Source organism: Mycolicibacterium sp. XJ1819, assembly GCF_053483675.1.
The window spans coordinates 98,854-124,899 of sequence record NZ_JBEFST010000001.1; the positions used below are offsets into that span (position 1 = coordinate 98,854).

Consider the following 26,046-nt stretch of genomic DNA (forward strand, 5'->3'; position numbering starts at 1 on the left):
AGACGGTGGCGGCAGGCAAGGGGGCCTTTTCACCTGTGCACTTGCCGCCAGCAGCGGCCGTCGGATAGGTTGGACATGTGTCCAGTGATCCCGTGGTTGGCGTCGCACAGCAGCCACGCAATCGCCGGCAGGAAGAGACCTTCAACAAGGTGCTCGCCGCCGGGGTCGAGATGCTGCGCGAGTCCTCCTACGCGGACCTGACCGTGCGCGCGGTGGCCGCGCGGGCCAAGGTCGCCCCCGCGACCGCCTATACCTACTTCTCCTCGAAGAACCATCTCATCGCCGAGGTGTATCTGGACCTGATTCGCAAGGTTCCCTACTTCACCGACGTCAACGAGAGCAGGGTGTCACGCGTCGAGAAGACGTTGCGCGCGATGGCCCTGACGGTCGCCGACGAACCCGAGGTCGCCGCCGCGTGCACGACGGCACTGCTGGGCGGCAACGACGAAGCGGTGCGCTCGGTGCGCGACCGCATCGGCGCGGAGATCCACCGCCGCATCCGCTCGGCGCTCGGCCCGGACGCCGACCCGCGCACGCTGTCGGCCCTGGAGATGACGTTCTTCGGCGCCCTGGTCAACGCGGGCAGTGGCGCATTCACCTACCACCAGATCGCCGACCGCCTCACCTATGTGGTCGGCCTGATAGTCGGAGAAGGCCCATGACCGTCTCGGCCAGTGACGTCGTACTGGATCCCTACGACTACGACTTCCACGAGGACCCGTACCCGTACTACAAGCGCCTGCGTGACGAGGCGCCGCTGTATCACAATGCGCGCCTCGGCTTCTGGGCGCTGTCACGGCACCAGGACGTGCTGCAGGGCTTCCGCAACAGCACCACGCTGTCCAACCGCGACGGCGTCTCGCTGGACCCGGTGTCCCGCGGCCCACACGCCAGCAAGACGATGTCGTTTCTGGCGATGGACGACCCCGAGCATCTACGGCTGCGCACCCTGGTGTCCAAGGGCTTCACCCCGCGCCGCATCCGCGAGTTGGAGCCGCGCGTCACCGAACTGGCCGTGCGGCACCTCGACGTGATGCTCGAGAAGGCCCCCGACACCGTCGACTTCGTCGCCGACTTCGCGGGCAAACTGCCGATGGACGTCATCAGCGAGTTGATGGGCGTCCCGCAAGCCGACCGCGACCGCATCCGCGCGCTCGCCGACGGTGTCATGCACCGCGAGGACGGCGTGACCGACGTGCCCGAGTCCGCCATCGAGGCCTCGCTCAACCTGATCGTCTACTACCAGGAGATGGTGGCCGAGCGTCGCAAGAAGCTCACCGACGACCTGACGTCGGCGCTGTTGCAGGCCGAGATCGACGGTGACCGCCTCACCGACGACGAGATCCTGGGCTTCATGTTCCTGATGGTGATCGCGGGCAACGAGACCACCACGAAACTGCTTGCCAACGCCGCGTATTGGGGGTTCAAGAACCCCGACCAGATCGCCCCGCTGTACCAGGATCTGGACCGGATCCCGCTGTGGGTCGAGGAGACGCTGCGCTATGACACCTCCAGCCAGATCCTGGCCCGCACGGTGTCCGGGGAACTGACGCTGTATAACACCACGATTCCCGAGGGCGACGTGCTCCTGTTGCTGCCGGGGTCGGCGCATCGCGACGAGCGGGTGTTCGACGATCCCGACACCTATCTGATCGGCCGTGACATCGGCTCGAAGCTGATGAGCTTCGGCAGTGGCGCGCACTTCTGTCTCGGCGCTCACCTGGCCCGGATGGAGGCCCGGGTGGCGTTGACGGAGCTGTTCAAGCGAATCCGCGGATACCAGGTCGACGAGGCCAGCGCCGTCCGCGTCCACTCGAGCAATGTCCGCGGATTCGCTCACCTACCGATCATGGTGGAGGTCGCATAGATGGCACGCTTCGAACCACTGCCCGAGCGCAGACCCGCGATCGTCGCAGGCGCCTCGTCGGGCATTGGACAGGCCACCGCAATCCGGTTGGCCGCGAACGGTTTCCCGGTGGCGCTGGGGGCGCGCCGGGTGGACAAGCTCGACGAGACCGTCGGCAAGATCCGCGCCGACGGTGGCGAGGCGGTGGGCTTCCACCTCGACGTGATCGACCCCGATTCGGTGAAATCGTTTGTCGCACAGTCTGTCGACGCGCTCGGGGAGATCGAGGTACTGGTCGCGGGCGCCGGCGACACCTACTTCGGCAAGCTCGCCGAGATCAGCACCGACGATTTCGAGTCACAGCTGCAGATCCACCTGATCGGCGCCAACCGCCTGGCCACCGCGGTGCTGCCGGGCATGATCGAACGCCGGCGCGGCGATCTGATCTTCGTCGGCTCCGACGTCGCATTGCGTCAGCGCCCGCACATGGGCGCCTACGGCGCCGCCAAGGCCGGGCTGGTGGCCATGGTGACCAACCTGCAGATGGAACTCGAGGGCACCGGTGTGCGCGCTTCCATCGTGCATCCGGGTCCGACCAAGACCGGGATGGGCTGGAGTCTGCCCGCAGAGAAGATCGGTCCCGCCCTTGAGGATTGGGCCAAGTGGGGCCAGGCCCGCCACGATTACTTCCTGCGCGCCGCGGACCTCGCCCGCGCCATCGCGTTCGTAGCCGAGACGCCGCGCGGCGGGTTCATCGCCAACATGGAACTGCAGCCCGAGGCGCCGTTGGCCGACACCAAGGACCGTCAGAAGCTCGCCCTGGGTGAGGAAGGGATGCCAGGATCGTGACTACCGCAACAGTGCCCCGCGTTTCCGGCGGCGAAGAGGAACACGGACACCTCGAGGAGTTCCGCACCGATCCCATCGGGCTGATGCAGCGGGTCCGCGACGAGTGCGGTGACGTCGGCTGGTTTCAACTCGTCGACAAGCACGTGATCCTGCTGTCGGGCGCCGAGGCCAACGAGTTCTTCTTCCGGTCCGCCGACGAGGATCTCGACCAGGCCGAGGCCTACCCGTTCATGACCCCGATCTTCGGCGAGGGCGTGGTGTTCGACGCCAGCCCGGAGCGGCGCAAGGAGATGCTGCACAACTCGGCGCTGCGCGGCGAGCAGATGAAGGGTCATGCGGTCACCATCGAGGGCGAAGTCAAGAAGATGATCGCCGACTGGGGAACCGAGGGCGAGATCGACCTGCTCGACTTCTTCGCCGAGTTGACCATCTACACCTCCACGGCCTGTCTGATCGGGCTGAAGTTCCGCGACCAACTCGACCACCGGTTCGCCGAGTACTACCACGACCTCGAGCGCGGCACCGACCCGCTGTGCTACGTCGACCCGTACCTGCCGATCGAGAGCTTCCGCCGCCGCGACGAGGCGCGGGTGAAACTCGTTGCGCTGGTGCAGGAGATCATGGACGAGCGGATCGCCAACCCGCCGAAGGACAAGAGCGATCGCGACATGCTCGACGTGCTGGTCTCGATCCGCGACGAGAACGGCGACCTGCGGTTCTCGGCCGACGAGATCACCGGCATGTTCATCTCGCTGATGTTCGCGGGCCACCACACCAGTTCGGGCACGTCGGCGTGGACGCTGATCGAGCTGCTGCGCCATCCGCAGATCTACGCCGAGGTGCAGGCCGAACTCGACGAGCTCTACGCCGACGGCCAAGAGGTCAGTTTCCATGCGCTGCGCCAGATTCCGAAACTGGAGAACGTGCTCAAGGAGACGCTGCGGCTGCACCCGCCGCTGATCATCCTGATGCGGGTGGCCCAGGGCGAGTTCGAGGTGGCCGGCTTTCCCATCCACAAGGGCGACTTCGTCGCCGCCTCACCGGCGATCTCCAACCGGATCGCCGAGGACTTCCCCGAGCCCGACGTGTTCAACCCGGACCGCTACAACAAGCCCGAACAGGCCGACATCATCAACCGGTGGACCTGGATTCCGTTCGGAGCGGGCAGGCATCGGTGCGTGGGTGCGGCGTTCGCGACCATGCAGATCAAGGCGATCTTCTCGGTCCTGTTGCGGGAGTACGAGTTCGAGATGGCGCAGCCACCCGAGACCTACCGCAACGATCATTCGAAGATGGTGGTGCAGCTGGCACGTCCGGCCAAGGCGCGCTACCGCAAGCGGGTCTAGGGGGCAGCCGATGGGCTATCGAGTAAAAGTCGATCTGGACCTGTGCCAGGGCCACGCCATGTGCGAACTGGAGGCACCGGACTACTTCTCGGTGCCCAAGCGCGGAAAGGTCGAGATCCTCGACCCCGAACCGCCCGACGACGCCCGCGATGAGATCGAACGCGCCGTCGAGATGTGTCCCACCCGAGCGTTATCCATCAAAGAGACCGATTAGGAGAGGCAAGACAATGGCGTCACGCGAACAACTGGACCAGTGGGTCGACCGGTGGCTCGAGACCAACCGGGAATGCGAGAAGGCCGGCGACTGGAAGCCGTTGGCCGAGTTCTACACCGACGACGCGACCTACGGCTGGAACATCGGCCCCAAGGAGGACGTCATGTGCGTCGGCAAGGCCGAGATCCGCGACGTCGCACTCGGCCTGGAGATGGAGGGCCTGGAGAACTGGGTCTACGAGTACCAGAAGGTGCTCGTCGACGAGAAGCAGAACGAGATCGTCGGGTTCTGGAAGCAGATCGTCAACAAGTCCGACGGCACCACCGACGAGATCTACGGCATCGGCGGCAGCTGGTTCCGGCTCGACGACAACCTGCTCATCGAGTGGCAGCGCGACTTCTTCGACTTCGGCCACGTCGCCAAGGGGTACGCGAAGCTCATCGAGTCCGGCGACCTGTCCCCGGGCATGCAGAAGCGCATCGAGCGGTCGCTGGCCGGAGAGAAGCTGCCCGGCTACTACCCGCTGGGCCAGGCCCCGGCACCGCTCTGGTAGTCGGCCAAGCAGTTGATTGGGGGCGGCTGTGACGCACGTAACTAATGCCTCTAGTGTGGGGTCAGAAGCTCTAGCGGAAGGCACCTGACATGAAGACAAAAGGCGCGCTCATCTGGGAGTTCAACAAGCCGTGGACGATCGAGGAGATCGAGATCGGCGACCCGGTCCAAGACGAGGTCAAGATCCAGATGGAAGCGTCGGGGATGTGCCACTCCGACCACCACCTGGTCACCGGCGGCATCCCGATGGGCGGCTTCCCGGTGCTCGGCGGGCACGAGGGCGCGGGCGTCGTCACCGAGGTCGGCCCCGGGGTCGAGGACCTCGAGCCGGGCGACCACGTGGTGCTCTCGTTCATCCCGTCGTGCGGGCGGTGTCCGTCGTGTCAGGCCGGGATGCGCAACCTGTGTGACCTCGGCGCCGGCCTGCTCGGCGGCACCGCGGTCTCCGACGGCACACACCGCATCCACGCCAAGGGCCAGCCCGTCTTCCCGATGACCCTGCTGGGCACGTTCAGCCCCTACATGGTCGTGCACAAGAGCTCGGTGGTGAAGATCGACAAGGACATCCCGTTCGAGGTGGCCTGCCTGGTCGGCTGCGGTGTCACCACCGGATACGGCTCGGCGGTGCGCAGCGGCGACGTCCGGCCCGGTGAGGACGTCGCGATCGTCGGCATCGGCGGAGTCGGCATGGGCGCGCTGCAGGGCGCGGTCACCGCGGGTGCGCGTCGGATCTTCGCCATCGACCCGGTGGAGTGGAAGCGCGACCAGGCGCTGAAATTCGGTGCCACGCATGCCTATCCGGACTGGGAGTCGGCGATGGCAGGCATCGCCGAGGTCACCTGGGGGCTGATGGCCCACAAGGTGATCGTCACCGTCGGCGAACTGCACGGCAAGGACGTCGAGAACTACCTCAGCCTCACCGCCAAGGGCGGCACCTGCGTGCTGACCGCCATCGGCAGCCTGCTCGACACCGAGGTGAACCTCAACCTGGCGATGCTGACCCTGCTGCAGAAGAACCTGCAGGGCACCATCTTCGGCGGCGGCAACCCGCACTACGACATTCCGCAGCTGCTGTCGATGTACAAGGCGGGCAAGCTCAACCTCGACGACATGATCACGCGCCAGTACAAGCTGGAGCAGATCAACGAGGGCTACAAGGACATGCTCGAGGGCCGCAACATCCGCGGTGTCATCCGCTACACCGACGAGGACCGGTAGCCACGATGTCGGCAGAGACCACGGAGAAGACGCCGGCGCTGGCGGCGTCGCACAACTCCTGGCGCTGTGTGCACGCCCACGACAAGGACGGTTGGCTCGCCCTGATGGCCGACGACGTCGTCATCGAGGATCCGATCGGTCAGTCCGTCACCAACCCCGACGGCGACGGCCTGCGGGGTAAGGAGGCCGTCGCGGCGTTCTACGACGCCAACATCGCGCCGAACGACCTGCGCATCACCTGCGAGGAGACGTTTCCGTCCAGTTCACCCCGCGAGATCGCCCACATCCTGGTGCTGCGTTCGAAGTTCGAGAACGGGATGACGAGCACGGTGCGCGGGGTGTTCACCTACAAGGTCGACGACGCCGGGTTGCTCACCAACCTGCGCGGCTACTGGAACCTGGACATGATGGAGTTCGGGCAGGTGGAGCAGAAGAATTAGCCTGCCGCTGACCGGTAAGGCCGCGGTCGTCGTCGGCGGGTCGCGTGGCATCGGGTTGGCGGTCGCCGAACTGCTCGCCGCACAGGGTGCCGCCGTGGTGATCAACGGGCGCGACGCCGAGGCCGCGACACAGGCCGCCGAGCGGATCGACGGCGCGGTCGCCCACCCCGGATCCCCGAGCAACCCCGGCGTCGCCGATGCCCTGATCGACAGGTGCACAAGCGAATTCGGCCGCATCGACATCCTGATCAACTGCGCGGGCAAGCCGGGTCTGGCCAGCGAGTCGATCCTCGAGGTCACCAGCGAGCTGTTTCACGACCTGCTCGACTCGCACCTGCTCACGACGTTCGAGACCTGCCGGGCGGCGGCGCCGAAGATGGTGGCCCAGGGTGGCGGCGCGATCGTCAACACCAGTTCGTTCGCGTTCCTCGGCGACTACGGCGGCACCGGGTATCCGGCGGGCAAGGGCGGGGTCAACGGGTTGACGCTGGCAATCGCCGCCGAACTGCGCGAGCACGGGGTGCGGGCCAACGTGGTGTGCCCCGGCGCGAAGACGCGGCTGTCGAGCGGCGCCGAGTACGAAGCGCACATCATGCAGTTGCATCGGCGCGGGCTGCTCGACGACGTGAGCACACAGGCCGCACTCGATGCGCCGCCGCCCGAGTACGCCGCGTCGACCTATGCCTACCTGGCCGGCGATCTGGCCAGGGACGTGACCGGTCAGATCCTCATCGCCGCCGGGGGCTTCGTCGGCCGCTTCGACCGTCCGGCCCCCAGCGTGATCGCCTACCGGGACCACCAGAACAGCCCGCCGTGGTCGATCACCGAGCTCGACGGCTTTATCCACAGGCGCGCAGAACGCAGCTGAATCCGTCGGTACACCATGCCACAATCGAACGTATGTTCACCGCCGAATTCTCCTCCGCCGACGACGCCACCGTCGTCGCCGCGATCGAGGAGTGCGCCCGAGCCGAAGCGGCGGTGGCGGCGCGGCGCTTGGCGGCGATCACGGAGCTCACCGTGCGCCGCACCGAGCCCGACGGGGAGCACGAGAACTGGGTCGTCGACGGTTGGGCCTGCGCGGCGGCCGAGGTGGCCGCGGCGATGGGGATCGGTCGCAGGGCCGCTTCGCGTGAGATGCGTATCGGGATGGCCCTGCAGGAGAGCCTGCCCAAGGTCGCGGAGCTTTTCGCCGCGGGCCGCCTCAGCGCGCAATTGGTCTCGACGATCACCTGGCGGACCCAGCTTGTCGTGGACGGCGAACCGCAACGCCAGATCGACGCAGCCATCGCCGAGCGTGCCGAGAAGTGGGGCAAATTGTCACTGGCCCAGCTCGACAGGGCCATCGACGCGCTGATCGAGACCTACGACCCGGGGGCGAAGCGTCGGTTCCGGGAGGCGGTCCGCAACCGCGATGTCCAGTTCGGCAAGCCCGATGACGAGACCGGTACGACGTCTATGTGGGGCAGTCTGCTGTCCACCGACGCAAAGCTGCTGCAGCGTCGGATCGCGCGGATGGCGGACGAAGTCTGCGACGACGACCCCAGGACCGAGGGCGAGCGGCGCTCCGATGCGGCCGGGGTGATCGCCGCCGGCGGTGATCACCTTGCGTGCAAATGCGGTGCGGCCGAATGTCCCTCGGCCGGCGAGGATCCGCGGGCGGGCAAGGTTGTCGTCAACATCATCGCCGACGAGGCGACGGTGCAAACCGCCACGAAAGAGCCGGCGAAGCCCAAGGAGGCCAAGAAGGCCCCTGCGGCATTGATCCTCGGCGGCGGGGTGGTTCCGACACCGCTGCTTGCCGAGCTGATCAAGAACGGCGCCACCGTGAAGATGGTCGAGAAGCGCAGCGCCGCTACGGAACCCCGCTACCGGCCGTCGCGAAGACTCGCGCGGTTCATCCGCATGCGCGATATGACATGCAGGTTCCCCGGCTGCGACCGACCGGCGGAGGTCTGCGATGTCGACCACACCACGCCATATCCGGCGGGCCCCACGCACCCGTCCAACACCAAATGTCTATGCCGACTTCATCATCTTCTGAAAACTTTCTGGGGCTGGCTTGACGAGCAGCGACCCGACGGCACTGTGATCTGGACGGCGCCCAGCGGCAGAACCTATGTGACACGTCCGAGTAGCCGGCTCTACTTTCCCGAGTGGAACACCGCCACCGCCGAGCTGCCTGCGGTACCGCCACCCCCGCAGGCACCCAACAGGACCGCGATGATGCCGCGTCGACGTCAGACCCGCGCCGAGTACTTCTTGCGGCGAATCATGGCCGAGCGCGCACTCAACGACGGCTGCGTGGGCGAACGCGACAAGCCGCCACCGAGCTGAGGCTCACTATGCTTGGTGACCATGGCGACCGTCTTCACCAAGATCATCAACCGGGAACTACCGGGCCGGTTCGTCTACGAAGACGACGAGGTCGTCGCGTTCCTGACGATTGCGCCCATCACCCAGGGCCACACGCTGGTGGTTCCGCGCGCCGAGATCGACCACTGGCAGGACATCGACCCGGCGGCGTTGGGCCGAGTCATGGAGGTGTCGCAGTTGATCGGCAAGGCGGTGGTGCGGGCATTTCCCGCCGAACGCGCGGGCGTGATCATTGCCGGGCTCGAGGTGCCGCACCTGCATGTGCACGTCTTCCCCACCAGCGACCTGGCGGATTTCGGCTTCGCGAATGCCGACCAGAACCCGTCGCCGGAATCGCTGGACGAGGCGCAGGCCAAGATCAAGGCGGCGCTGGCCGAATTGAGCTGAATAGACTGAGGCGATGAACCTCGGCAAAGCCGTGACGGACCTGGCCACGGCTCCGGTACGGGTGGGCCTGGCAATGGCCGACGCAGGGATATCGATGGCCAGCGGCGCGCTCGGGATGGCCCAGCGCACCCTGGGCGAAGCCAACTCGCGCACGATCAACAGTTCGGCGTCGGTGGCACACATGCTCGGCCTCGACGACGCCGTCGAACGAGCGAACCGGCTGGCCAGGCTGCTCGACGATGATGCGCCGCTGGGGCGGGCGCTGGCCGCCAACGGCCCCGTCGACCGGCTGTTGCGACCGGGTGGGCTGGTCGATCAGCTGACCGCCGAGGGCGGGCTGCTGGACCGGATGACCGCCGAGAACGGTCCGATGTCGCGGGCGTTGGCGCCGGACGGGCTGGTGGACCAGGTGACCGCCGAGGGCGGGCTGCTCGACCGGTTGACCACCGACGACGGCGCGCTGTCGCGGGTGATCGCGCCGGGCGGGCTGGCCGATCAGCTGCTGGCCAACGACGGTTTGATCGAGCGGGTGCTACGTGAGGACGGGGTGGCTGACCGCCTGCTGGCCGAGGGTGGCCTACTGGACACCCTGACCGATCCGGACGGACCGCTGCTCAAGCTGGCCGATGTGGCCGACACGTTGAACAGGCTGGCACCCGGCTTGGAGGCGTTGGCGCCGACGATCGATGCGCTGCACGAGGCCGTGGTCACGCTGGCGCAGGTGGTCAACCCGCTGAGCAACATCGCCGATCGGATTCCGCTGCCCGGGCGACGCCCCAGGGCCAGGTCGCGTTCGACCACGCAGACGGTGACGTCGCAGCGGGTCATCGAGGCCGAGGAGTGACCCGATAAAATCGAAAGCCCGCAGGCCTCCTTAGCTCAGTGGTAGAGCACTCGCCTTGTAAGCGAGCGGTCGTCAGTTCAATCCTGACAGGGGGCTCCAGTCAGCCCGCGGCAGCGAACGCTGATTCACGAACCTGTCCGCGCAGCGTTGCCAGCGCCTGCGCGAGCAGGCGCGACACGTGCATCTGAGAGCAGCCGACACGCTCGGCGATCTGGCTCTGCGTCATGTCCTCGAAGAACCTCAACGTGATGATGGTCCGCTGGCGTTCGGGCATGGCGGCGATCAACGGGCGCACGGTCTCGATATCGAGCACCTTGTCGAAGCCCGCATCGTCTTCACCCACGGCGTCACCGACGGAAGCGGACTCGTCGTCCCTTCTGGCCGGCATGCCCGTTGACAGCGTCGAATAGTTGGCACCGGCGATCACCGCTTGCACCACCTGTTCGCGTGGGACACCGAGATATTCGGCGATCTCGCTTGCGGTCGGAGCGTGACCCAGTCGTTGCGACAGCTCCGCGCTGATCCGATTGACTTGCAGCTGCAGATCCTTGATGTTGCGAGGGACTTTGACCGCCCAGGAGTAGTCCCGGAAGTGGCGCCGGACTTCACCCATCATCGTGGGCACGGCGAAGGACAGAAAGTCCGCGCCCTTGTCGACGTCGAACCGATTGAGCGCATTGACCAGACCGACACGAGCGGCCTGGACCAGATCATCGTGGTTTTCACCGCGATTGCGGTAGCGCCGGGCGATGTGATCGGCAAGCGGCAGACAGTGTTCACAGATCTCCGCGCGCTGTTGTCGGTACGCCCTCGAGTTCTCGTCGAGGGTTTTGAGGTGTCGAAACATGTCGATCACTTCGGCATAGCCTGAAGTCGATGTGGTCACGGGTTTTCCGTCCGTTCCGCTGAAAGTAGTCGTGCGGCTCGGATCTGAACCAGTTCACTTGTTCGGCGCTGTATACCCATAGCGCGACGAGCCGAAACCTTTGCCGCTTCGGTATCTATTGCCTGCCGACTGGCGTAGGCTGACCGCAGTGGCCACATGGCGAAGACTGCACGTAGTGCGACCGTGAGTTGGGTTCGCATCAACCCCCTCGTCGTACAGCAGCAGCGGCGTTCAAATCCCTTGCAAGCAACGGGAAGAAGTGTGCCGTGGAATACTCCGAAGACAGATGGCTTCGCGACAGACAACGCTTTGTCGACGACGCCGATCAGGGCCTACAGGGGCCGCTGAGCCGCGAGTTCGCCAAACTGACCGCAGCGTTGCTCGATGCGCGGACCGTCCAAGACGTGCTCGAGCAGGTGGTGGACGCGACGGCGCACGTCGCTCCGCAGGCCGACGTCGTGAGCGTGACCCTGCGCAGCCCCGACGGGGAGTTCCACACTCCGCTCGCGACCCATCCGGTCGCGCAGCAGCTCGACGAGTGCCAGTACGAACTGGGCGAAGGCCCCTGCGTGACAGCGGCCCAGCGGCCGGGGCCAGGCTTCTCGGCATGGCCCGACCAGCCGCGTACCGCGTCACCGTGGCCGCGCTTCTCGGAGGCGGCGCGCCAACTCGGGGTGGAAGCGGTGCTGTCGCTGTCTCTGCTGCCTGCGGCGATCGCGCCTCGGCTGTCGGGAGCGTTGAACCTGTACTGCCACGCCTCAGACGCCCTCGACGAGATCGACAAGGACGCGATCCTCCTACTGGCGACCCACGCATCGCTGGCGCTGGCCACCACGGAAGCCGTCACGGCCGCCAAACTGCATGAGGCACAACTACATCAGGCGATCGACAGCCGTGACGTCATCGGCCAGGCAAAGGGCATCCTGATGGGCCGGCGAAACATCTCGGCCGAAGAGGCATTCAACATCTTGCGGACGTCGTCGCAGAACCTCAACATCAAACTGTGCGACATTGCCAAAGTGGTTGCCGCCCAACCTGACATCTTTGGCTGATTCAGGACAGCGGCGCCAACCCGGAGCGCACCAGATTCAGGCAGGTCGCAGTGATCTGTCCGAGATCTTTTGTGCAACCGCTGCGGCCCCAATTCTCCACGGCAGCAACCAGAGCCGCCGCCAACGTGGCACCGGCGACCTCGGCTACCAGGTCGATGTCCGGCACAGCGGGATGGCGCTTCTTGACGAAATCGGCGATCACCGCAGCGAACGAGGCCTGCACGACGCGCAGATGGCCCGCGATGCGCTCGGCACTGATCAACTCCGTGCGGGCGGTCGCCGCCTGGCGGACTACCTCGAGGTCGTGCGGGAAGCTTGCGATGCCGGCCAGCACCGCGTCGAAGACGGACTCGGAGGTGGGCCGCTGGGCCAACGCCTCGGCGAGCCACTCGACCTGGGTTTCGTAGTCCGCAAAAAGGACCGCTTCCTTGGTCGGGAAGTGCCGAAAGAACGTGCGCTCGGTGACGCCGGCTTCCCGGGCCAGTTCACTGACCGTGACGTGGGAAAAACCCCTGGTGGCGAAGCTTGTCAGCGCGGCCCGGCGCAGCGCTTCGCGGGTCGACCGTCGGCGCTGCTCGTGGCGGTTGGTCGTCGGGGTCATGGCCGGGCGATGGTATCCCACCAACGACCAATTTTGTCAGTACTGACACGATTACGTCAGTACTGACCTATTCTCCACGACCATGACAGACTACGACGCCATCATCGTGGGAGCCGGCCACAACGGGCTGACGGCCGCCGCCGTCCTGGCGCAGGCCGGGCTGCGCACGGTGTGTCTGGAGGCCAACACATATGCCGGCGGAATGGCGGCGACCGTCGAACTCATCGACGGATTCCGCTTCGAGATCGCAGGTTCGGTGCAGTTCCCCATGCCGCCCCAGATCGCCAAGGAACTGGGCCTGTACACCTCGCCCACCGTCGACGCCGAGGTGATGTCGGTCAACCTCGGCGACCACGGCGAGGAGGCGATGGTCTTCTACCGGGACCCGATGCAGTTGATGACCCACCTCGCCGAGAAGCACGGCGTCGAGGCCGTCACCGGCATGGCCCAAATGATCGGCTGGAGTCACGGGCCGGCAAAGGCGCTCGGGCGCTTCGATGTTCGCACGCCGCCGAAGACCCTCGACGAGATGTACGCGTGCGCCACCGACGAAGCCGAGCGCCGGGCCATCCACGACGTGCTGTTCGGCACCGCAATGGACGCCATCGACCGCTTCCTGCCCGACAGACAAAAGCACGCCGTGCTGCGGGGAATGCTCGCCTTCCTGGCCATCAACTCCACCTACCGCGGCCCCTACACGCCCGGTAGCGCAACGTGTTTGGCGTTCGCGCTGGCTGTACCCGACGACACCACCGCCATGATGACCAAACTGCGGGGCGGAATCGGCGCACTCTGTGAGCACCTGCACGACCTTTTCGTGTCGCACGGCGGCGAGGTCCGCTACCGCGCCAAGGCGGACAGGATCCTTGTCGACGACCGACGTGTCACCGGTGTCCGCCTGCGCGACGGGTCCGAGGTGCGCGCGCCGATCGTGATCTCGAACCTCTCGCCGGATCACACCCTGATCGACCTGGTCGGCGCCGAACACCTGCCGGCCGACCTGGTCACCAGGCTTGAAGGCCGCGACCATCGCGCCTCGTTCGTGCAGATTCACTTCGCGCTCGACGGCCTACCGCAGTTCGCGCCGCCCTACGAGTTTCTCAACGACCCCGGTATGCAGGGTTCCATCGGCATCTTCAACTCGCCTGAAGAACAACAACGTCAATGGGAGGAGTGCAGGCGCGGCGTCGTTCCCGACAATCCGTCGATGGGGATACAGATCCCGTCGGTGCACGACCCCGGGATGGCACCGCCGGGCAAGCATGCGGCGAGCGCGTTCGCCTACGCGTTTCCGGTCGAGACGAACCGCGACCAGCACGGCCGACTCAAGAAGGAGATGGCACAGAAGGTCGTCGACAAGATCACCCGCTACGCACCGAACTTCCGCGACATCCAGATCCGCCACATCACCTTCGCGCCCTATCACATGGACTCGATGTTCGCCGCCCCCGCGGGCGACTTCTGTCACGGACTGCTCCATCCCGACCTGATGGGACCGAACCGGCCGGGCCCCAAGGGGTTTGTCGACCTGCCGACCCCGATCGACGGGCTGTACCTGGGTGGTGCAGGGTGTCACGGCGGTCCGGGAATCACGTTCATCCCCGGATACAACGCCGGCTACCAAGCCCTCGAGGACTGTTAGAACGCGAAGCGGCCCCTGTCACACACACCGGTCCTATCCGGTCATAGCTGTGTAACGACGGATAGAAGGAGCCGCGATGGCCACAATGAGCGCGCTCACGGTCCTGCAGGAGGTGACGCCGCCTTACCTCCCCGCCGGCGCGCATGCGATGACGCTCGTCGTCGAGTATCCGCCCGGCGATCCCGGCGCCCCACCTCATCGCCATGCCGGTCCGGCCTTCGGATATGTGCTGGAAGGCGAGATGTTGTTCGAACTCGAGGGTGAGCCGCCCCGCGTGGTCAAGGCCGGCGAAACCTTCTGGGAGCCCGGCGGTGACGTCATCCACTACCAGGACGGCAACAACCGCGACGACGTCAACGTCCGCTTCCTGGTCACGATGCTCTGCGATCCGGGCCAGCCGATGCTTACCCTCGTCGACGAGGACGAGCTGATCGCACGCAAGGACCGTCGCGCCAAATGATGTCGAAGATTCTGCTGCAGACGACGATCACCGACAGCCCCGACGACTGGAACGTCAGCCGTTTCTCACTGCTCGCCGGCGAACTGCGCGCTGCGGGCCACCGGGTCATCGCCCGCAACCGCGCCGGCCGCGGCGACGACCCCGTCCTGAGCCGGCTCGACGAACTCGACGTCGATCAGCTCTGGCTGATGGCCGTCGACATCGGAGACGGCCTCACCGACAACGAGATTGACGCCATCGTCGCATTCCGGAACATCGGCGGCGGCGTGCTCACCGCGCGCGACCACCAGGATCTCGGGAGCTGCCTCGTCGGCCTCGGGTCGCTGGGCGACATCAACAAATTTCACCACCGCAACCCGGATCCGAACGCCACGTGCGACGACCGCGACACCCCCACCATCTCGTGGCCGAACTACCACTCCGGGGCCAACGGGGACTACCAACCCGTGTTCGCCACCGAAGCGGCCCACGAGTTGTTGCACACCACGCGCACGGCGAGCGGCCGCATCGAGTGGTTCCCCGCGCACCCGCACGAGGGCGCCGTATCGGCGTGCGTGCCGTTCGCCACCACGCTGGCGCACGGCCGCAGCAAGGTCTCGGGATGTCGGTTCGACCTCGCCGTCGTACTCGAAGGTGAAACCGGGCCGGACGGCCGCCCGATGGGCCGCGCGCTCGCCGCCTCGACGTTTCACCACTTCGCCGACTACAACTGGGACATCCGCTGCGGTGCACCCAGTTTCGTCACGGAGCGGCCCGGTACCCAGATCGAGACCGATCCTGCGCGGCTGATCACCTTCAAGGACTACGTCCGCAACATCGCGTCCTGGTTGCACCCGCAGCCCAACGGCCGGGTGACCGTCCCGGAGGTCCGTTACAGCCGGCCCACCGCGTAAGCCGCCGCCTCGGCCGCCATCCCGTTCGCCCCGTACATCGCGTGCGCGAAGCTCGGTCCACCCGCCGGCGATCCGTCGCAGATGGTGTCTCCGGGCGCGCACAGCTTCAGCGTCTTGTCCGCGTACGACGGACCGATGACGATCGGCGGCGCGCCGATGTCACTGATGAACGTCGCCGACGGCATCCCGATCAGCACGACGGCCGCAACGTGGTCGGCGATCTCGGCCGGCATCGGGTTGGGGATGAACTCCCGGTACTCGGCGGGCACCTCGTCGGGGATCTCCGCCGACGTGACGTAGCCCGCCAGCGCCGCGCCCTGCGAGAACCCACCGAGCACGATCCTGGTGTCCGGGCAGTCCGCGGCCGTCTGTTCGATGTGCAGGCCCGCGTCCCGGATCCCGTCGACGACCGTCCTCGCGAAGGCGATGCGGTCACCGAAATCGGCGCTCGCCGCGTAGTTGACCGGATAGACGTTCACCGATTTCGGGGCGGCCTGCGCGCGCACCGCGTCGACGAACGACTGCCCCACTCCCCCGACTCCGGGCGGTTCGTTGGTGCCCCGCGCGAACACCACTTCGACGTCGGCGCAGCCCTGGGCGGCAGCGATCGGAATCGGTGCGACGATCAGCGCCGCGAAGGTCATCACGACAGTGGCAATCAAGCGAGCGAGATTGATCATGCTCCTCTGTACCCCCAAAGATCTGTCGGTATTCACGTGTGTGTGGGTTGGCTGACCTCGACCAACATCTTGCCGATGTTGGCCCCGGTGAACAGGCCGTTCAATGCGTCGACGCACGACTCGAGGCCCTTGTAGATGGTCTGCCGGTGCACGAGTCTGCCCTCCTGCTCCCACCTGCGCAACGGACCGAACGCCTCCTCGAAGCGACCCCACTCGTCGAGCGCGTTGAAGCCCTGCATCAGTGCCGTCTTCGACAGCAGGTTCACATAGTTGGCCGGGCCCGGATGCTCACCCGTCAGGTAGCTGGAGATGACGCCGCACAGCACCACCCGCGCTCTGGGGGCCAGTCGGCCCAGCACCGCGTCCAGCACCGGGCCGCCGACGTTGTCGAAGTAGACGTCCACACCGCGCGGACAGTGTTGTTTGAGCGCGGCCTTCAGATCGTCCTCGCGGTAGTCGATGCAGGCGTCGAAGCCGAAGTCCTCCACCACCGCCCGGCATTTGTGCGGCCCGCCCGCGATGCCCACCACCCGGGCGCCGGCGATCTTGGCGATCTGCCCCGCCACCGATCCGGTGGCGCCGGCCGCGGCCGACACCACCACCGTCTCCCCCGGTTGAGGCTTGCCGATGCCGACCATCCCGAAATAGGCGGTGGCACCGGTCGGCCCGTACACCGACATCACCGCAAGCTGGTTGACGTCCTCGGGTGGCCCGGGCACCGGCGTGGTGAACACGTCGTCGCGGCTGATCACGTACTCCTGGAAGCCGGTGAGGGTGGTGACGACGTCCCCGACGGCGTAGGCGTCGCAGCGCGACGCCACCACCTCACCGATGCCGGCGGCGCGGATGACCTCGCCGATCTGCACCGGCGGCAGATAGCCGGGCTGGTCGTTGAGCCAGGTGCGTGCGGCGGCATCGATACCGACATAGGTCGTGCGGACCAGCGCCTCGCCCTCGGCGGGTTCGGGTGCCGGGGTGCTGACCAGTTCGGTGTCCTCGGGCGCCACCAGACCGGTGGGACGGCGACGTAGGACGATCTGGCGGTTCCTCAATTGGGCCACGATCGCGAAACTACCCAAAAACGTGGGCCCCCTTGCGTCGAAGGGAGCCCACGAATTTTCAGACGGGATGGGTGACTAGTTGTCGCCGCCGCCCGAGCCGGAATCACCGCCGGTGCCGGACTCGCTGCCCGAGCCGGAGCCGTCATCGCCGGTGTCTCCGGCGGTACCGGTGTTGTCGGTGTCGCCGACGGCGCCGGTGTTGCCGGTGTTGCCGGTGTCACCGCTGGCCTCGGAGTCCTCGCCGGAACCGAGGTCGGTTTCGCCCTCGTCGGTGCTGAGGTCGATGTCGAGGTCGGTCTCGGAGCCGAGGTCGACATCGTCCTCGGAGCCGAGGTCGGTGTCGTCGCCGGAACCGAGATCGGTTTCGCCGCTATCGGTGCCGGTGTCGATGTCGTCGTCGAGGCCTTGCTCGCCGTCCGCCGAGTCACTATCCACGATTGCGCCGACGCCTTCGCCGCCGCTGCCGTTCGTGCTGACCGCGACGAAAGTACCTGCCGCCGCACTGAAATCAGCCGGCCCGGTCGCGGCAAAGGCCTCTGTCGTTTGGCTTGCCAGCGCCAGCGGAGCCGTCGGGATCGAACCCAGCACGGAGTCCAGGATGTCCCTGACCACCTGCACGCCTGCGCCCGCGAAATCCCCGATCGTGTCGGTGATGGCAGTGACGATCTGCGTGATGCCGAGCGCATCGGGCAGCGCGGCGCCGAGGATGGTGCCGGGCGCCGCAAGGACGGCGTTGAGGCCGGTGATGAACAGGTTCGACCCCTGGTCGACGAGGTCGCTGAAGCCCTGCGAAACCGTGCCAAGGACGGCGTTGATATCCCCGGTCAGCACAGCGCCGGCGGTGTCCTGGACCAGGCCGATCGCGGTGTTGACCAACTCGGCCCCGAGGAGGACGGGAACCAACAATGGTGCGGCGATCGAGTTCACCAGGGCCTCTGCCAACTCATCACCCGTCACCAGCGCGATGAGATCCTGGACCCGGGGAATGACTTCCACCAGCAGCGGCAAGGCCGCCGGGGTGAGCAGAGCCTGAACCAGGGTTTGGAACGCGAGCTGGAAGTCCAGGTTCACCGCCTGGTCGAGCGCTGCGGCGAGCGCGTCCGGCAAGCCGGCCACGGTCTCGGCACCGATGTTGAAGAGCGCGGCGGCAATCGCCACGACGTCGCCGATCGGATCGGTGCTGGCGGACAGCGAAACCGGCATCGACACCGAGGTGGGTAGCGACGGTAACTCGGCTTTCTCTGGCGCCACCATGATGGGCGACATCGCGATGGCGCTTGCGCCAACCAAGGCCACACCGGTCATTAGCGGGGACCGCACTGCGGCGTGCATCACAGCTCCCTTCGATTGTGATTTCTGACGGGTACGTCGAAACCTACCTGAGAAATCTCTGAGCATCGCCGCAGGTGAGAGCCCATTGATGAACTCGTCAGTAAGTTAGCGCAGCGGGCAAAGTATTTGCTTGCGCAAAGATCCAGGCCAGAATCAACGCTGGCGTCAGCCAGCGACCAGTCGGCAGAAGGTGACTATTTCAATATGCAAATATCGGCGGTTTGCGGCGCAAATTTTGCTATCGCTGCGGCCTTCGGCGCCTGCGGGGGGAAACCCGGATGCCAGGCGTTGCCTGGCGTCTTTGGACAGAACGCCGAGGGATTGCTGATTCCCGCGCATGCGCGGCTTTGGTCTTACCCGCTCATCAGCGGGGATCGTCGCCCGTCTGCAGCGCGGAATCGATCCGTCGACAACTGTCGCCCAGTGCGGTCATCTGTCGGCGCGTCAGGGGATCGAGGTAGAGCTCGCGAACGCCGTCGGCGTACGCCCGAAGAGCCGGCTCCAATCTTGCCCGCCCCCTACGCGTGATGGTGGCGATCACGACGCGACGGTCATAGGAGGCCCTGCTGCGCCACAGGAATCCCTGTGATTCCAAACGGCTCACCTGCTGGCTGACCGTGCTGGGGATGACGGCGAGCGCATCGGCGAGTTCGCCCATCCGTGCACAGCCCCTAGGCGAGTTGGCAAGTGTACGAAGGAGTTTGACGTCCAGGAGGCTGAGGCCATGCGCGTCGACGAGTAGCCGGTTCAATGCGGCGTACAGATGCGTCGCGGCCTCGGCGTAGAGCTGCCAGCAATGCTGCTCGAAATCATCGAGTCCCGGCAACGAGAGCTGGGACGCATTCGCCGTCACCACTGCAATCGCCGACCTACCTCAAATCGCATTTCCTCGAACGATCTACTTGTCGGGTTGATCCGAGCCTAGGACAGTCGCGCGAACGGCACGGTTGAAGCCGCGTTTTCCGGGTACACGGTGCGGTATGCCAGACGTCGACGCGACAACCGTCCTCTACGAATGCGGGGGATGTGGCTATCCGACGCTGGGGCCCGCGTTGTGCGCGTACTGCGAACCGCCGCTTGAGGCATTAATTCACCGGCAGATCCAGGATGGGGTGGTCGTCGTAGGCCCCCGGCGCGTCGAAGTGCCACCACTCGCCGCGGTAGACCGTCAAGCCGGACCCCGCCATCGCTTCCCGTAACCGTGCGCGGTTGGCCTGCGCGGCGGCGCTGACCCCGTCGGTGGCGTAGGCGTTGGCTTCCGGGACGAACTCGTCGAAACCGGTACCCATGTCGACGAGTTCCCCGTCGCGCGCCAGCGTCACATCCACCGACAGGCCCGCCTCGTGGCTGCGGGCATAGCGCCCGGGCCGCGACACCCACCCCGGTTCGGAGACGGCCTCATACATCCGCACCTGCACCTCGTGGGGCCGGTAACAGTCCCAGAACACCAGCGTGTATCCGCTCGAGCGCAACGTCTCGGCCGCGACGGCCAACCGCTCGGCCATCGACGCCTCGACGAAGCACCGCGCGTCGGCGGGATACAGCTGCTCGCCGACGAAGTTGTCCGCCGTCGCGTATCGCATGTCCACGATCGCGTCGGGCACGGCGGTCCGCACATCGACCAGACCCGCGGCGCGCGCGACGCCGCCCGCGCCGCACATGGCCAGCAGCGCGGCGAGAACCGCGAGCACCCGTCGCACCCGTTCCACGCTAGCCGACTCCGACGCGCACGCTGAGCACCTGCACAGCATCGCCGCGTCTCGGCATACACTGCGAGCGTGCGCGACGTGCTCGAGGAGTTGCTTACGGTGTGGCGCGCCGGTGGCACCGCCGGTGTCGCCACCGTCGTGCGCACCATTCGATCCGCGCCGCGCCCACCGGGCGCCGCGATGTTCGTCGCCCCGGACGGCACCGTGGCGGGATCGGTGTCGGGCGGCTGTGTGGAATCGGCCGTCTACGAATTGGCCAACGAGGTCGTCGCCTCCGGCAGGCCCGAACTGCAGCGCTACGGGGTCAGCGACGACGACGCGTTCGCCGTCGGCCTGACGTGTGGCGGGATCATCGACATCTTCGTCGAACCGATGTCGCGCAACACCTTTCCGCAGTTGCAGGCCGTCGCCGAGAACATCGCCGCCCACCGGCCGACAGCGGTGGCCACGGTCATCGCCCACCCCGACCCGCGGTGCGTCGGGCGCAGGCTCGTCGTCGACGAGGACGCCGTCGACGGGTCGATCGGCTCGCCGCGCGCCGACGCCGCGATCACCGACGACGCGCGCGGTCTGCTGGCAGCAGGCAAGACCGGCGTGCTGTCCTACGGGCCCGACGGGCAGCGCCAGGAGAGCGGCATGGACGTGTTCGTGGCCAGCCATGCCCCGCCGCCGCGGATGCTGATCTTCGGCGCGATCGACTTCGCCGCGGCGCTCGCGCGCCAAGGCGCCTTCCTCGGTTACCGGGTGACCGTGTGCGACGCCCGGCCGGTGTTTGCTACCCCCGCGCGCTTCCCGGCCGCCGAGGACGTGGTGGTCAGTTGGCCCGACCGTTACCTCACCGAGCAGGTCGAACAAGGGGCTATCGACGCGCGCACCGCGATCTGCGTGCTCACCCACGATCCGAAATTCGACGTTCCGGTGCTGCAGGTGGCGTTGCGGCTGCCTCAGGTCGGCTACATCGGGGTGATGGGCTCACGCCGCACCCACGACGACCGGATGAGCCGGCTGCGCGAGGCCGGACTGACCGACGCCGAACTGGCCGGGCTGGCCAGCCCCATCGGGCTGGACCTCGGCGCACGCACCCCGGAGGAGACCGCGGTGTCGATCGCCGCGGAGATCATCGCCCGCCGGTGGGGCGGCGGCGGACGACCGCTGACCGAGACCGACGGGCGGATACACCACGATTCGTGACGCATACCCTGCGGTAATGTCACTCTCGCCTTCCGGCAGGGTCTTTACCGAAGTAGGATAACGAGACTCTTCAAAGCCTTCCGATTGGAGCGATAGACGTGGCTTACGCAGGCACCCGAGTCGCCCGCGTCGAGGACACCCGCCTGCTCACCGGTCACGGCACGTTCGTCGACGACATCATGCGTCCCGGCATGCTGCATGCGTGCTTCGTGCGCAGTCCGTTCGCGCGGGCGCGCATCAACGGGATCGACGCGTCGGCGGCGCTGCGGTTGCCGGGGGTGCGCGCGGTGTTCACCGCCGCCGACCTCAACCCCGATGTCAAGGAGGCCTGGCACGCGGTCGCGGGCAAGGACGTGCCCGACACGCCACGCCCGCCACTGGCCGAGGGCGAGGCGAAGTTCGTCGGCGACCCCGTCGCGCTCGTCGTCGCCGAGAGTCGCTATCTGGCCGAGGACGCCGTCGAACTGGTCGACGTCGACTACGAACCGCTGCCCGCGGTCGCCGACTTCCGAACGGCAATCGGGTCAGACGTCGTCGTTCACGACGCCTACCCGGACAACGTCGCGGGCGGTATGGGCGGCGCACCCCCCGACGAGGAGACCTTCTCGTCGGCGGCGCACGTCGCCGACGCGGAGATCTATCAGCAGATCCACTCGCCGGTGCCGATCGAGACCCGCGGTCTGGTGGTCGAATACACCGCGTCCAGCGGAGAACTGACCCTGTGGGCGTCCACCCAGACCCCACACGAGCTGCGCGCGTTCTGCGCACGGCTGCTTGGCATTCCGGCTCAGCGCGTCCGCGTCATCATGCGCGACACCGGCGGCGGGTTCGGTCAGAAGGTCGTCCCGATGCGCGAGGACATGTGCATCATGCTGGCCGCGCGCAAGGTTCCCGCCGCGCTCAAGTGGATCGAAGACCGGCGGGAGAACCTCATCTCGGCCGGGCAGGCCCGCCACGTGGACGGCAAGGCCCGCATGGCATTCGACGACGACGGCAAACTGCTGGCCGCCGACATCGACTTCACCTACGACATCGGCGCCTACCCCACGCCGTACCCGGTGCTGACCACCGCGGCCGTCGGCATGTTCTTCCCGGGGCCCTACCGGGTGCCCAAGGCCAGCTTCAACTACAAGACGGTGTTCTCCAACACCGCGGGGCTGGCCGCCTACCGCGGGCCGTGGCAGTTCGAGACGCTGGCCCGCGAGATCGTGCTCGACATCGCCGCCCGCAAGATGGGTGTGGATCCGGTCGATCTGCGGCGCAAGAACCTGCTGCGCCGCGACGAGATGCCGTACTTCAACGCCAACGGCATGCCGTATGACCACGTCGCCCCCGTGGAAACCTTCGAACAGGCCGTGAAAATCCTTGACCACGAAGGCTTCCGCAAGGAGCAGGCTGATGCGCTGGCCGAGGGCCGCTACCTCGGGCTGGGCTTCTCGGCCTACATCGAGCCGACCGGCGCGGCGACCGGCCACCTGGCCACCGAGGGCGCCACGATCCGGATGGAGCCCACCGGGAAGATCAACGTCTACGTCAACGGCGGTTCGACCGGCAACAGCATCGAGACCACCGTCGTCCAGTTGACCGCCGACGCGTTGGGCGCCGACATCGACGACGTGTCCACCATTCAGGGCGACACCGCGGTCACCCCGTACGGCGCGGGCACCCAGGGCAGCCGCAGCGCGCCCATGACGGCGGGAGCGGTGCACGAGGCCGGCGCCATCCTGCGCAGGCAGATCGTGGCGATCGCGGCGCAGATGCTCGGCGCCGACGGCGACGACATCGAGTTGAGCCGATCGCGGGCATCGCTGCGCGACGACTCGTCGAAGAGCGTCAGCTTCGCCGACATCGCCTACCGGTCGTATTACGAGCCGCAGCAACTGGCGGGCACGTCGCCCACGCTGGAGGCCACCGCGCGCTTCAACTCGGAGGCGATGATCCACTGGGCCAACGCCACTCACGCATGCACCTGTGAAGTCGACGTGCAGACCGGCCACGTCACGCTGACCCGCTACATCGTCAGCGAGGACGTCGGCCCGATGATCAACCCGAACGTGGTGGAAGGCCAGATCGCCGGTGGCACCGTGCAGGGCATCGGCGGCGCACTGCTCGAGCACATGGTCTACGACGACGACGGCAACCCGCTGTCGTCGACGTTCGTCGACTACCTGTTGCCGACGGCGACCGAGGTGCCGCCGATCGAGTACGGCCACATCGAGATTCCGGGGCCGGGCGTCGGCGGCTACAAGGGCTGCGGTGAAGGCGGCGCCATCGGATCCACCGCCGCGGTCATCAACGCCATCAACGACGCGCTGGCACCTCTCGGTGCCACCCTCACCCGCCTGCCCGCCAGTCCAGAAGCCATCCTTGCCTTGATCGAGGAGTCCCAGTAATGGAGTTAGTCAACGAGTTTCGGGTGCCGGTATCGGCCGACACGGCATGGAAGGTGCTCACCGACGTCGAGCGCGTCGCCCCGTGCATCCCCGGCGCGCAGTTGTTGAGCGTCGACGGCGACGACTTCACCGGCGCGGTGAAGGTCAAGGTCGGCCCGATCACGGTGTCCTACAAGGGCGAAGCGAGTTTCCAGGAGAAGGACCAGGCCGCGCAACGGGTGGTCATCAAGGCCAACGGCAAGGAGACCCGCGGCAGTGGCACCGCGACCGCGCTGGTCACCGCCCAACTCAAGGACGAGGGCTCGGCCACCCAGCCTGCCACTGGCGTGGTCATCACCACCGATCTGACGATCTCCGGTAAGGCCGCCCAGTTCGGCCGCGGGGTGCTGGCCGACGTGGCCGGAAACCTGATCGGCGAATTCGCCAAACGACTCGAGGCCGATGTGCTCGGTGGCGCGGCACCGCGCGCCCAGACCGACGCGGCCGCACCGAAACTCAGCGCGGTCGAGTCGGCGGGCGGCGACGATTCGGTGGATCTGCTCAAGGTGGTGGCGGTGCCGATGGCCAAGCGCTTCGCTCCCGTGGCGGCCGGCGTCGCCGCGGGCCTTGCGGTCGGATTCCTGCTGGGCCGGCGACGCAAGGCCAAGAGCCCGGCGGCGGCGGTGGCCGACGAAGTGCAGGCGGCCCTGGCACGACTGCTGTCATGAAAGCCGCCGCATTCGCCTACCACCGACCCGACTCGGTCAAGGAAGCCGTCGCGCTGCTCGACGAGTTCGGCGAGGACGCCAAGATCTTGGCCGGCGGCCAGAGCCTGGTGCCGATGCTCGCGATGAGGCTCACCCACTTCGACAACCTCGTCGACATCTCCCGCATCGACGAACTCAAGAGCATCGACCGCAACGGCGACGAGGTCCGCATCGGTGCGGGCACCCCGCACGCGTTCGTCGGGATGGACGACGAGGTGGCCGACTCGGTGCCGCTGCTGACGCTCGCGACCCCTCACGTCGGGCACTTCCAGATCCGCAACCGGGGCACGCTCGGCGGCGCCATCGCGCACGCCGACCCGGCCGCCGAGTACGCCGCGGTCGCGCTGGCGATCGACGCGCAGATCGAGGCGGTGTCGTCGACGGGCACCCGGCAGATCCCGGCAGGCGAGTTCTTCACCGGACTGTGGGAGACCTCGCTGCGGCCTGGTGAGGTGCTGACGGCGGTGCGGTTCCCGGTGTGGAGCGGACGCTGCGGGTTCGCGATCGAGGAGTTCGCCCGCCGTCACGGGGACTTCGCGATCGCCGGTGCGGCCGTCGCGGTCGAGTTGGACGGCGACGACCGGATCGCCCGGTGCGGTATCGGCCTGCTGGGCCTGGGGTCGACACCGCTGCGCGCCACCGCCGCCGAAGCTGCGGTCCGCGGCCGGCCCGTCGGCGACGTCACCGCCGAGGATGTCGGCGCGGCGGCGATCGGCGGCCTGAAAGACATTCCCGCCGACCTGCAGGGGTCGGCCAGTTATCGGGCCAGGGTCGGCGCCGCCATGGTGGCCCGCGCCTGGCAGTCTGCGATCGCGGAGGCGAGCAATGAGTGAGTGGCGGGTCCGGGTGACCGTCAACGGAGCGCCCACCGAGGCGAGCGTCGAACCGAGGCTGACGCTGGCGGACTATCTGCGGGAGCACTGCGGCCTGACCGGCACGCACCTGGGCTGCGAGCACGGTGCGTGCGGGGCCTGCACGGTGCTGCTCGACGGCCAGGCGGTGCGCGCCTGCCTGTTGTTTGCCGTGCAGGCCGACGGCATGGAGGTCACCACCGTCGAGGGCATCGCCGGCGAGGATGGCGAACTGTCGCCGGTGCAGGCCGCGATGCGGGACTGCCACGGGCTGCAGTGCGGGTTCTGCACGCCGGGTTTCGTCATGTCGATCACCGCGATGCTGCGCGACAACCCGAAGCCCACCGACGAGGAGATTCGCGAGGGGCTGTCCGGCAACTTCTGCCGGTGCACCGGTTATCAGGGCATCGTCAACGCGGTGCATCGTGCAGCCGAGGCGACATAGGGCGTGTCGAGGGCGTACCCTGCGTGATGGTC

The 26,046-nt window shown here is 67.1% G+C and carries 28 protein-coding genes and 1 tRNA gene; 22 read left to right on the forward strand and 7 right to left on the reverse strand.

The features are described 5' to 3' along the window. Positions 1–77 precede the first annotated feature (77 nt). The 13 genes from ABQE89_RS00445 to ABQE89_RS00505 all read left to right on the forward strand — a co-directional run bounded on the left by ABQE89_RS00445 (position 78) and on the right by ABQE89_RS00505 (position 10,171). A complete protein-coding gene (locus ABQE89_RS00445) occupies positions 78–662 on the forward strand; it encodes a TetR family transcriptional regulator (protein WP_448413002.1) in 585 nt (194 codons plus the stop codon). Next, positions 659–1,867 (forward strand): cytochrome P450, encoded by a 1,209-nt coding sequence (locus tag ABQE89_RS00450; protein WP_448413004.1) that lies wholly within the window; start codon positions 659–661, stop codon positions 1,865–1,867. The genes ABQE89_RS00445 and ABQE89_RS00450 overlap by 4 nt, the downstream gene beginning before the upstream one ends. Beyond that, entirely contained in the window at positions 1,868–2,695 is an 828-nt protein-coding gene (locus ABQE89_RS00455; RefSeq protein WP_448413006.1) for an SDR family oxidoreductase, read from the forward strand. Then, on the forward strand, positions 2,692–4,041 hold the full coding sequence (locus ABQE89_RS00460; RefSeq protein WP_448413008.1) for a lanosterol 14-alpha demethylase: 1,350 nt from the start codon (positions 2,692–2,694) through the stop codon (positions 4,039–4,041). The genes ABQE89_RS00455 and ABQE89_RS00460 overlap by 4 nt, the downstream gene beginning before the upstream one ends. A 10-nt stretch (positions 4,042–4,051) precedes the next feature. Beyond that, complete coding sequence (locus ABQE89_RS00465; RefSeq protein WP_448413010.1) at positions 4,052–4,255, forward strand: ferredoxin Fdx; 204 nt, start codon at positions 4,052–4,054, stop codon at positions 4,253–4,255. A gap of 13 nt (positions 4,256–4,268) precedes the next feature. After that, positions 4,269–4,808, forward strand: coding sequence for a nuclear transport factor 2 family protein (locus tag ABQE89_RS00470; protein ID WP_448413011.1), 540 nt, complete (start codon positions 4,269–4,271; stop codon positions 4,806–4,808). Positions 4,809–4,897: 89 nt separating this feature from the next. Further along, complete coding sequence (locus ABQE89_RS00475) at positions 4,898–6,025, forward strand: NDMA-dependent alcohol dehydrogenase (protein WP_448413013.1); 1,128 nt, start codon at positions 4,898–4,900, stop codon at positions 6,023–6,025. A 5-nt stretch (positions 6,026–6,030) separates the two neighbouring features. Continuing rightward, positions 6,031–6,465: a nuclear transport factor 2 family protein gene (locus tag ABQE89_RS00480; protein WP_448413015.1), complete on the forward strand. Its 435-nt coding sequence runs from the start codon at positions 6,031–6,033 to the stop codon at positions 6,463–6,465. Beyond that, positions 6,461–7,333, forward strand: coding sequence for an SDR family NAD(P)-dependent oxidoreductase (locus ABQE89_RS00485; protein WP_448413542.1), 873 nt, complete (start codon positions 6,461–6,463; stop codon positions 7,331–7,333). Before ABQE89_RS00480 ends, ABQE89_RS00485 begins: the two co-directional genes overlap by 5 nt. 32 nt (positions 7,334–7,365) lie before the next feature. After that, positions 7,366–8,802: an HNH endonuclease signature motif containing protein gene (locus ABQE89_RS00490; protein WP_448413017.1), complete on the forward strand. Its 1,437-nt coding sequence runs from the start codon at positions 7,366–7,368 to the stop codon at positions 8,800–8,802. Between the two features lie 21 nt (positions 8,803–8,823). Beyond that, a complete protein-coding gene (locus ABQE89_RS00495) occupies positions 8,824–9,228 on the forward strand; it encodes an HIT family protein (RefSeq protein WP_448413019.1) in 405 nt (134 codons plus the stop codon). Between the two features lie 13 nt (positions 9,229–9,241). Continuing rightward, positions 9,242–10,072 carry a hypothetical protein gene (locus ABQE89_RS00500; protein WP_448413021.1) on the forward strand — a complete coding sequence of 277 codons (831 nt, stop codon included), beginning with the start codon at positions 9,242–9,244 and terminating at the stop codon, positions 10,070–10,072. 24 nt (positions 10,073–10,096) lie between these two features. Next, positions 10,097–10,171: transfer RNA gene (locus tag ABQE89_RS00505), tRNA-Thr, on the forward strand. Position 10,172: 1 nt separating this feature from the next. On the opposite strand, the gene ABQE89_RS00510 is transcribed toward ABQE89_RS00505, so the two are convergent. Further along, on the reverse strand, positions 10,173–10,958 hold the full coding sequence (locus ABQE89_RS00510) for a SigB/SigF/SigG family RNA polymerase sigma factor (protein WP_448413023.1): 786 nt from the start codon (positions 10,956–10,958) through the stop codon (positions 10,173–10,175). Between the two features lie 266 nt (positions 10,959–11,224). Here ABQE89_RS00510 and ABQE89_RS00515 point away from each other — a divergent pair, with 266 nt between their 5' ends. Further along, positions 11,225–12,010, forward strand: a complete 786-nt coding sequence (locus tag ABQE89_RS00515) for an ANTAR domain-containing protein (protein ID WP_448413025.1) — start codon at positions 11,225–11,227, stop codon at positions 12,008–12,010. Position 12,011: 1 nt separating this feature from the next. Here ABQE89_RS00515 and ABQE89_RS00520 read toward each other — a convergent pair whose 3' ends face one another. Continuing rightward, the gene (locus ABQE89_RS00520) at positions 12,012–12,611 is read right to left on the reverse strand and encodes a TetR family transcriptional regulator (RefSeq protein ID WP_448413027.1); all 600 of its coding nucleotides are present in this window, start codon (positions 12,609–12,611) and stop codon (positions 12,012–12,014) included. Positions 12,612–12,693: 82 nt separating this feature from the next. Here ABQE89_RS00520 and ABQE89_RS00525 point away from each other — a divergent pair, with 82 nt between their 5' ends. The 3 genes from ABQE89_RS00525 to ABQE89_RS00535 all read left to right on the forward strand — a co-directional run bounded on the left by ABQE89_RS00525 (position 12,694) and on the right by ABQE89_RS00535 (position 15,606). Next, positions 12,694–14,253 (forward strand): phytoene desaturase family protein, encoded by a 1,560-nt coding sequence (locus ABQE89_RS00525; RefSeq protein ID WP_448413029.1) that lies wholly within the window; start codon positions 12,694–12,696, stop codon positions 14,251–14,253. Positions 14,254–14,329: 76 nt separating this feature from the next. Beyond that, entirely contained in the window at positions 14,330–14,713 is a 384-nt protein-coding gene (locus ABQE89_RS00530) for a cupin domain-containing protein (RefSeq protein ID WP_448413031.1), read from the forward strand. Continuing rightward, a complete protein-coding gene (locus ABQE89_RS00535) occupies positions 14,713–15,606 on the forward strand; it encodes a hypothetical protein (RefSeq protein ID WP_448413544.1) in 894 nt (297 codons plus the stop codon). Before ABQE89_RS00530 ends, ABQE89_RS00535 begins: the two co-directional genes overlap by 1 nt. On the opposite strand, the gene ABQE89_RS00540 is transcribed toward ABQE89_RS00535, so the two are convergent. From ABQE89_RS00540 to ABQE89_RS00560, 5 genes are all read right to left on the reverse strand, one after another. Next, on the reverse strand, positions 15,585–16,286 hold the full coding sequence (locus ABQE89_RS00540) for a cutinase family protein (RefSeq protein WP_448413033.1): 702 nt from the start codon (positions 16,284–16,286) through the stop codon (positions 15,585–15,587). The genes ABQE89_RS00535 and ABQE89_RS00540 overlap by 22 nt on opposite strands. 32 nt (positions 16,287–16,318) lie before the next feature. After that, positions 16,319–17,347, reverse strand: a complete 1,029-nt coding sequence (locus ABQE89_RS00545; RefSeq protein ID WP_448413035.1) for an NADP-dependent oxidoreductase — start codon at positions 17,345–17,347, stop codon at positions 16,319–16,321. A gap of 75 nt (positions 17,348–17,422) precedes the next feature. Continuing rightward, complete coding sequence (locus ABQE89_RS00550; RefSeq protein WP_448413037.1) at positions 17,423–18,652, reverse strand: hypothetical protein; 1,230 nt, start codon at positions 18,650–18,652, stop codon at positions 17,423–17,425. Positions 18,653–19,043: 391 nt separating this feature from the next. Beyond that, on the reverse strand, positions 19,044–19,535 hold the full coding sequence (locus ABQE89_RS00555; protein WP_448413039.1) for a MarR family winged helix-turn-helix transcriptional regulator: 492 nt from the start codon (positions 19,533–19,535) through the stop codon (positions 19,044–19,046). Between the two features lie 229 nt (positions 19,536–19,764). Next, complete coding sequence (locus tag ABQE89_RS00560) at positions 19,765–20,340, reverse strand: M15 family metallopeptidase (protein WP_448413546.1); 576 nt, start codon at positions 20,338–20,340, stop codon at positions 19,765–19,767. Positions 20,341–20,457: 117 nt separating this feature from the next. Here ABQE89_RS00560 and ABQE89_RS00565 point away from each other — a divergent pair, with 117 nt between their 5' ends. The 5 genes from ABQE89_RS00565 (at position 20,458) to ABQE89_RS00585 (ending at position 26,014) form a co-directional block, all read left to right on the forward strand. Continuing rightward, positions 20,458–21,579: an XdhC family protein gene (locus ABQE89_RS00565; RefSeq protein ID WP_448413041.1), complete on the forward strand. Its 1,122-nt coding sequence runs from the start codon at positions 20,458–20,460 to the stop codon at positions 21,577–21,579. Positions 21,580–21,677: 98 nt separating this feature from the next. Further along, entirely contained in the window at positions 21,678–23,972 is a 2,295-nt protein-coding gene (locus ABQE89_RS00570; RefSeq protein WP_448413043.1) for a xanthine dehydrogenase family protein molybdopterin-binding subunit, read from the forward strand. Continuing rightward, positions 23,972–24,679, forward strand: a complete 708-nt coding sequence (locus ABQE89_RS00575; protein WP_448413045.1) for an SRPBCC family protein — start codon at positions 23,972–23,974, stop codon at positions 24,677–24,679. Before ABQE89_RS00570 ends, ABQE89_RS00575 begins: the two co-directional genes overlap by 1 nt. Then, positions 24,676–25,551 carry an FAD binding domain-containing protein gene (locus ABQE89_RS00580; RefSeq protein WP_448413047.1) on the forward strand — a complete coding sequence of 292 codons (876 nt, stop codon included), beginning with the start codon at positions 24,676–24,678 and terminating at the stop codon, positions 25,549–25,551. Before ABQE89_RS00575 ends, ABQE89_RS00580 begins: the two co-directional genes overlap by 4 nt. Beyond that, positions 25,544–26,014, forward strand: a complete 471-nt coding sequence (locus tag ABQE89_RS00585; RefSeq protein WP_448413049.1) for a (2Fe-2S)-binding protein — start codon at positions 25,544–25,546, stop codon at positions 26,012–26,014. Before ABQE89_RS00580 ends, ABQE89_RS00585 begins: the two co-directional genes overlap by 8 nt. The last annotated feature ends 32 nt before the right edge of the window (positions 26,015–26,046 follow it).

Excerpts from the sequence above, each read along its gene's own strand:
- ABQE89_RS00450 (WP_448413004.1), top strand. The coding sequence starts at position 659 with ATGACCGTCTCGGCCAGTGACGTCGTACTGGATCCCTACGACTACGAC.
- ABQE89_RS00455 (WP_448413006.1), top strand. The coding sequence starts at position 1,868 with ATGGCACGCTTCGAACCACTGCCCGAGCGCAGACCCGCGATCGTCGCA.
- ABQE89_RS00465 (WP_448413010.1), top strand. The coding sequence starts at position 4,052 with ATGGGCTATCGAGTAAAAGTCGATCTGGACCTGTGCCAGGGCCACGCC.
- ABQE89_RS00470 (WP_448413011.1), top strand. The coding sequence starts at position 4,269 with ATGGCGTCACGCGAACAACTGGACCAGTGGGTCGACCGGTGGCTCGAG.
- ABQE89_RS00475 (WP_448413013.1), top strand. The coding sequence starts at position 4,898 with ATGAAGACAAAAGGCGCGCTCATCTGGGAGTTCAACAAGCCGTGGACG.
- ABQE89_RS00480 (WP_448413015.1), top strand. The coding sequence starts at position 6,031 with ATGTCGGCAGAGACCACGGAGAAGACGCCGGCGCTGGCGGCGTCGCAC.
- ABQE89_RS00490 (WP_448413017.1), top strand. The coding sequence starts at position 7,366 with ATGTTCACCGCCGAATTCTCCTCCGCCGACGACGCCACCGTCGTCGCC.
- ABQE89_RS00495 (WP_448413019.1), top strand. The coding sequence starts at position 8,824 with ATGGCGACCGTCTTCACCAAGATCATCAACCGGGAACTACCGGGCCGG.
- ABQE89_RS00500 (WP_448413021.1), top strand. The coding sequence starts at position 9,242 with ATGAACCTCGGCAAAGCCGTGACGGACCTGGCCACGGCTCCGGTACGG.
- ABQE89_RS00520 (WP_448413027.1), bottom strand. The coding sequence starts at position 12,611 with ATGACCCCGACGACCAACCGCCACGAGCAGCGCCGACGGTCGACCCGC.
- ABQE89_RS00525 (WP_448413029.1), top strand. The coding sequence starts at position 12,694 with ATGACAGACTACGACGCCATCATCGTGGGAGCCGGCCACAACGGGCTG.
- ABQE89_RS00530 (WP_448413031.1), top strand. The coding sequence starts at position 14,330 with ATGGCCACAATGAGCGCGCTCACGGTCCTGCAGGAGGTGACGCCGCCT.
- ABQE89_RS00535 (WP_448413544.1), top strand. The coding sequence starts at position 14,713 with ATGTCGAAGATTCTGCTGCAGACGACGATCACCGACAGCCCCGACGAC.
- ABQE89_RS00540 (WP_448413033.1), bottom strand. The coding sequence starts at position 16,286 with ATGATCAATCTCGCTCGCTTGATTGCCACTGTCGTGATGACCTTCGCG.
- ABQE89_RS00550 (WP_448413037.1), bottom strand. The coding sequence starts at position 18,652 with ATGACCGGTGTGGCCTTGGTTGGCGCAAGCGCCATCGCGATGTCGCCC.
- ABQE89_RS00560 (WP_448413546.1), bottom strand. The coding sequence starts at position 20,340 with ATGTGCGGCGCGGGCGGCGTCGCGCGCGCCGCGGGTCTGGTCGATGTG.
- ABQE89_RS00575 (WP_448413045.1), top strand. The coding sequence starts at position 23,972 with ATGGAGTTAGTCAACGAGTTTCGGGTGCCGGTATCGGCCGACACGGCA.
- ABQE89_RS00580 (WP_448413047.1), top strand. The coding sequence starts at position 24,676 with ATGAAAGCCGCCGCATTCGCCTACCACCGACCCGACTCGGTCAAGGAA.
- ABQE89_RS00585 (WP_448413049.1), top strand. The coding sequence starts at position 25,544 with ATGAGTGAGTGGCGGGTCCGGGTGACCGTCAACGGAGCGCCCACCGAG.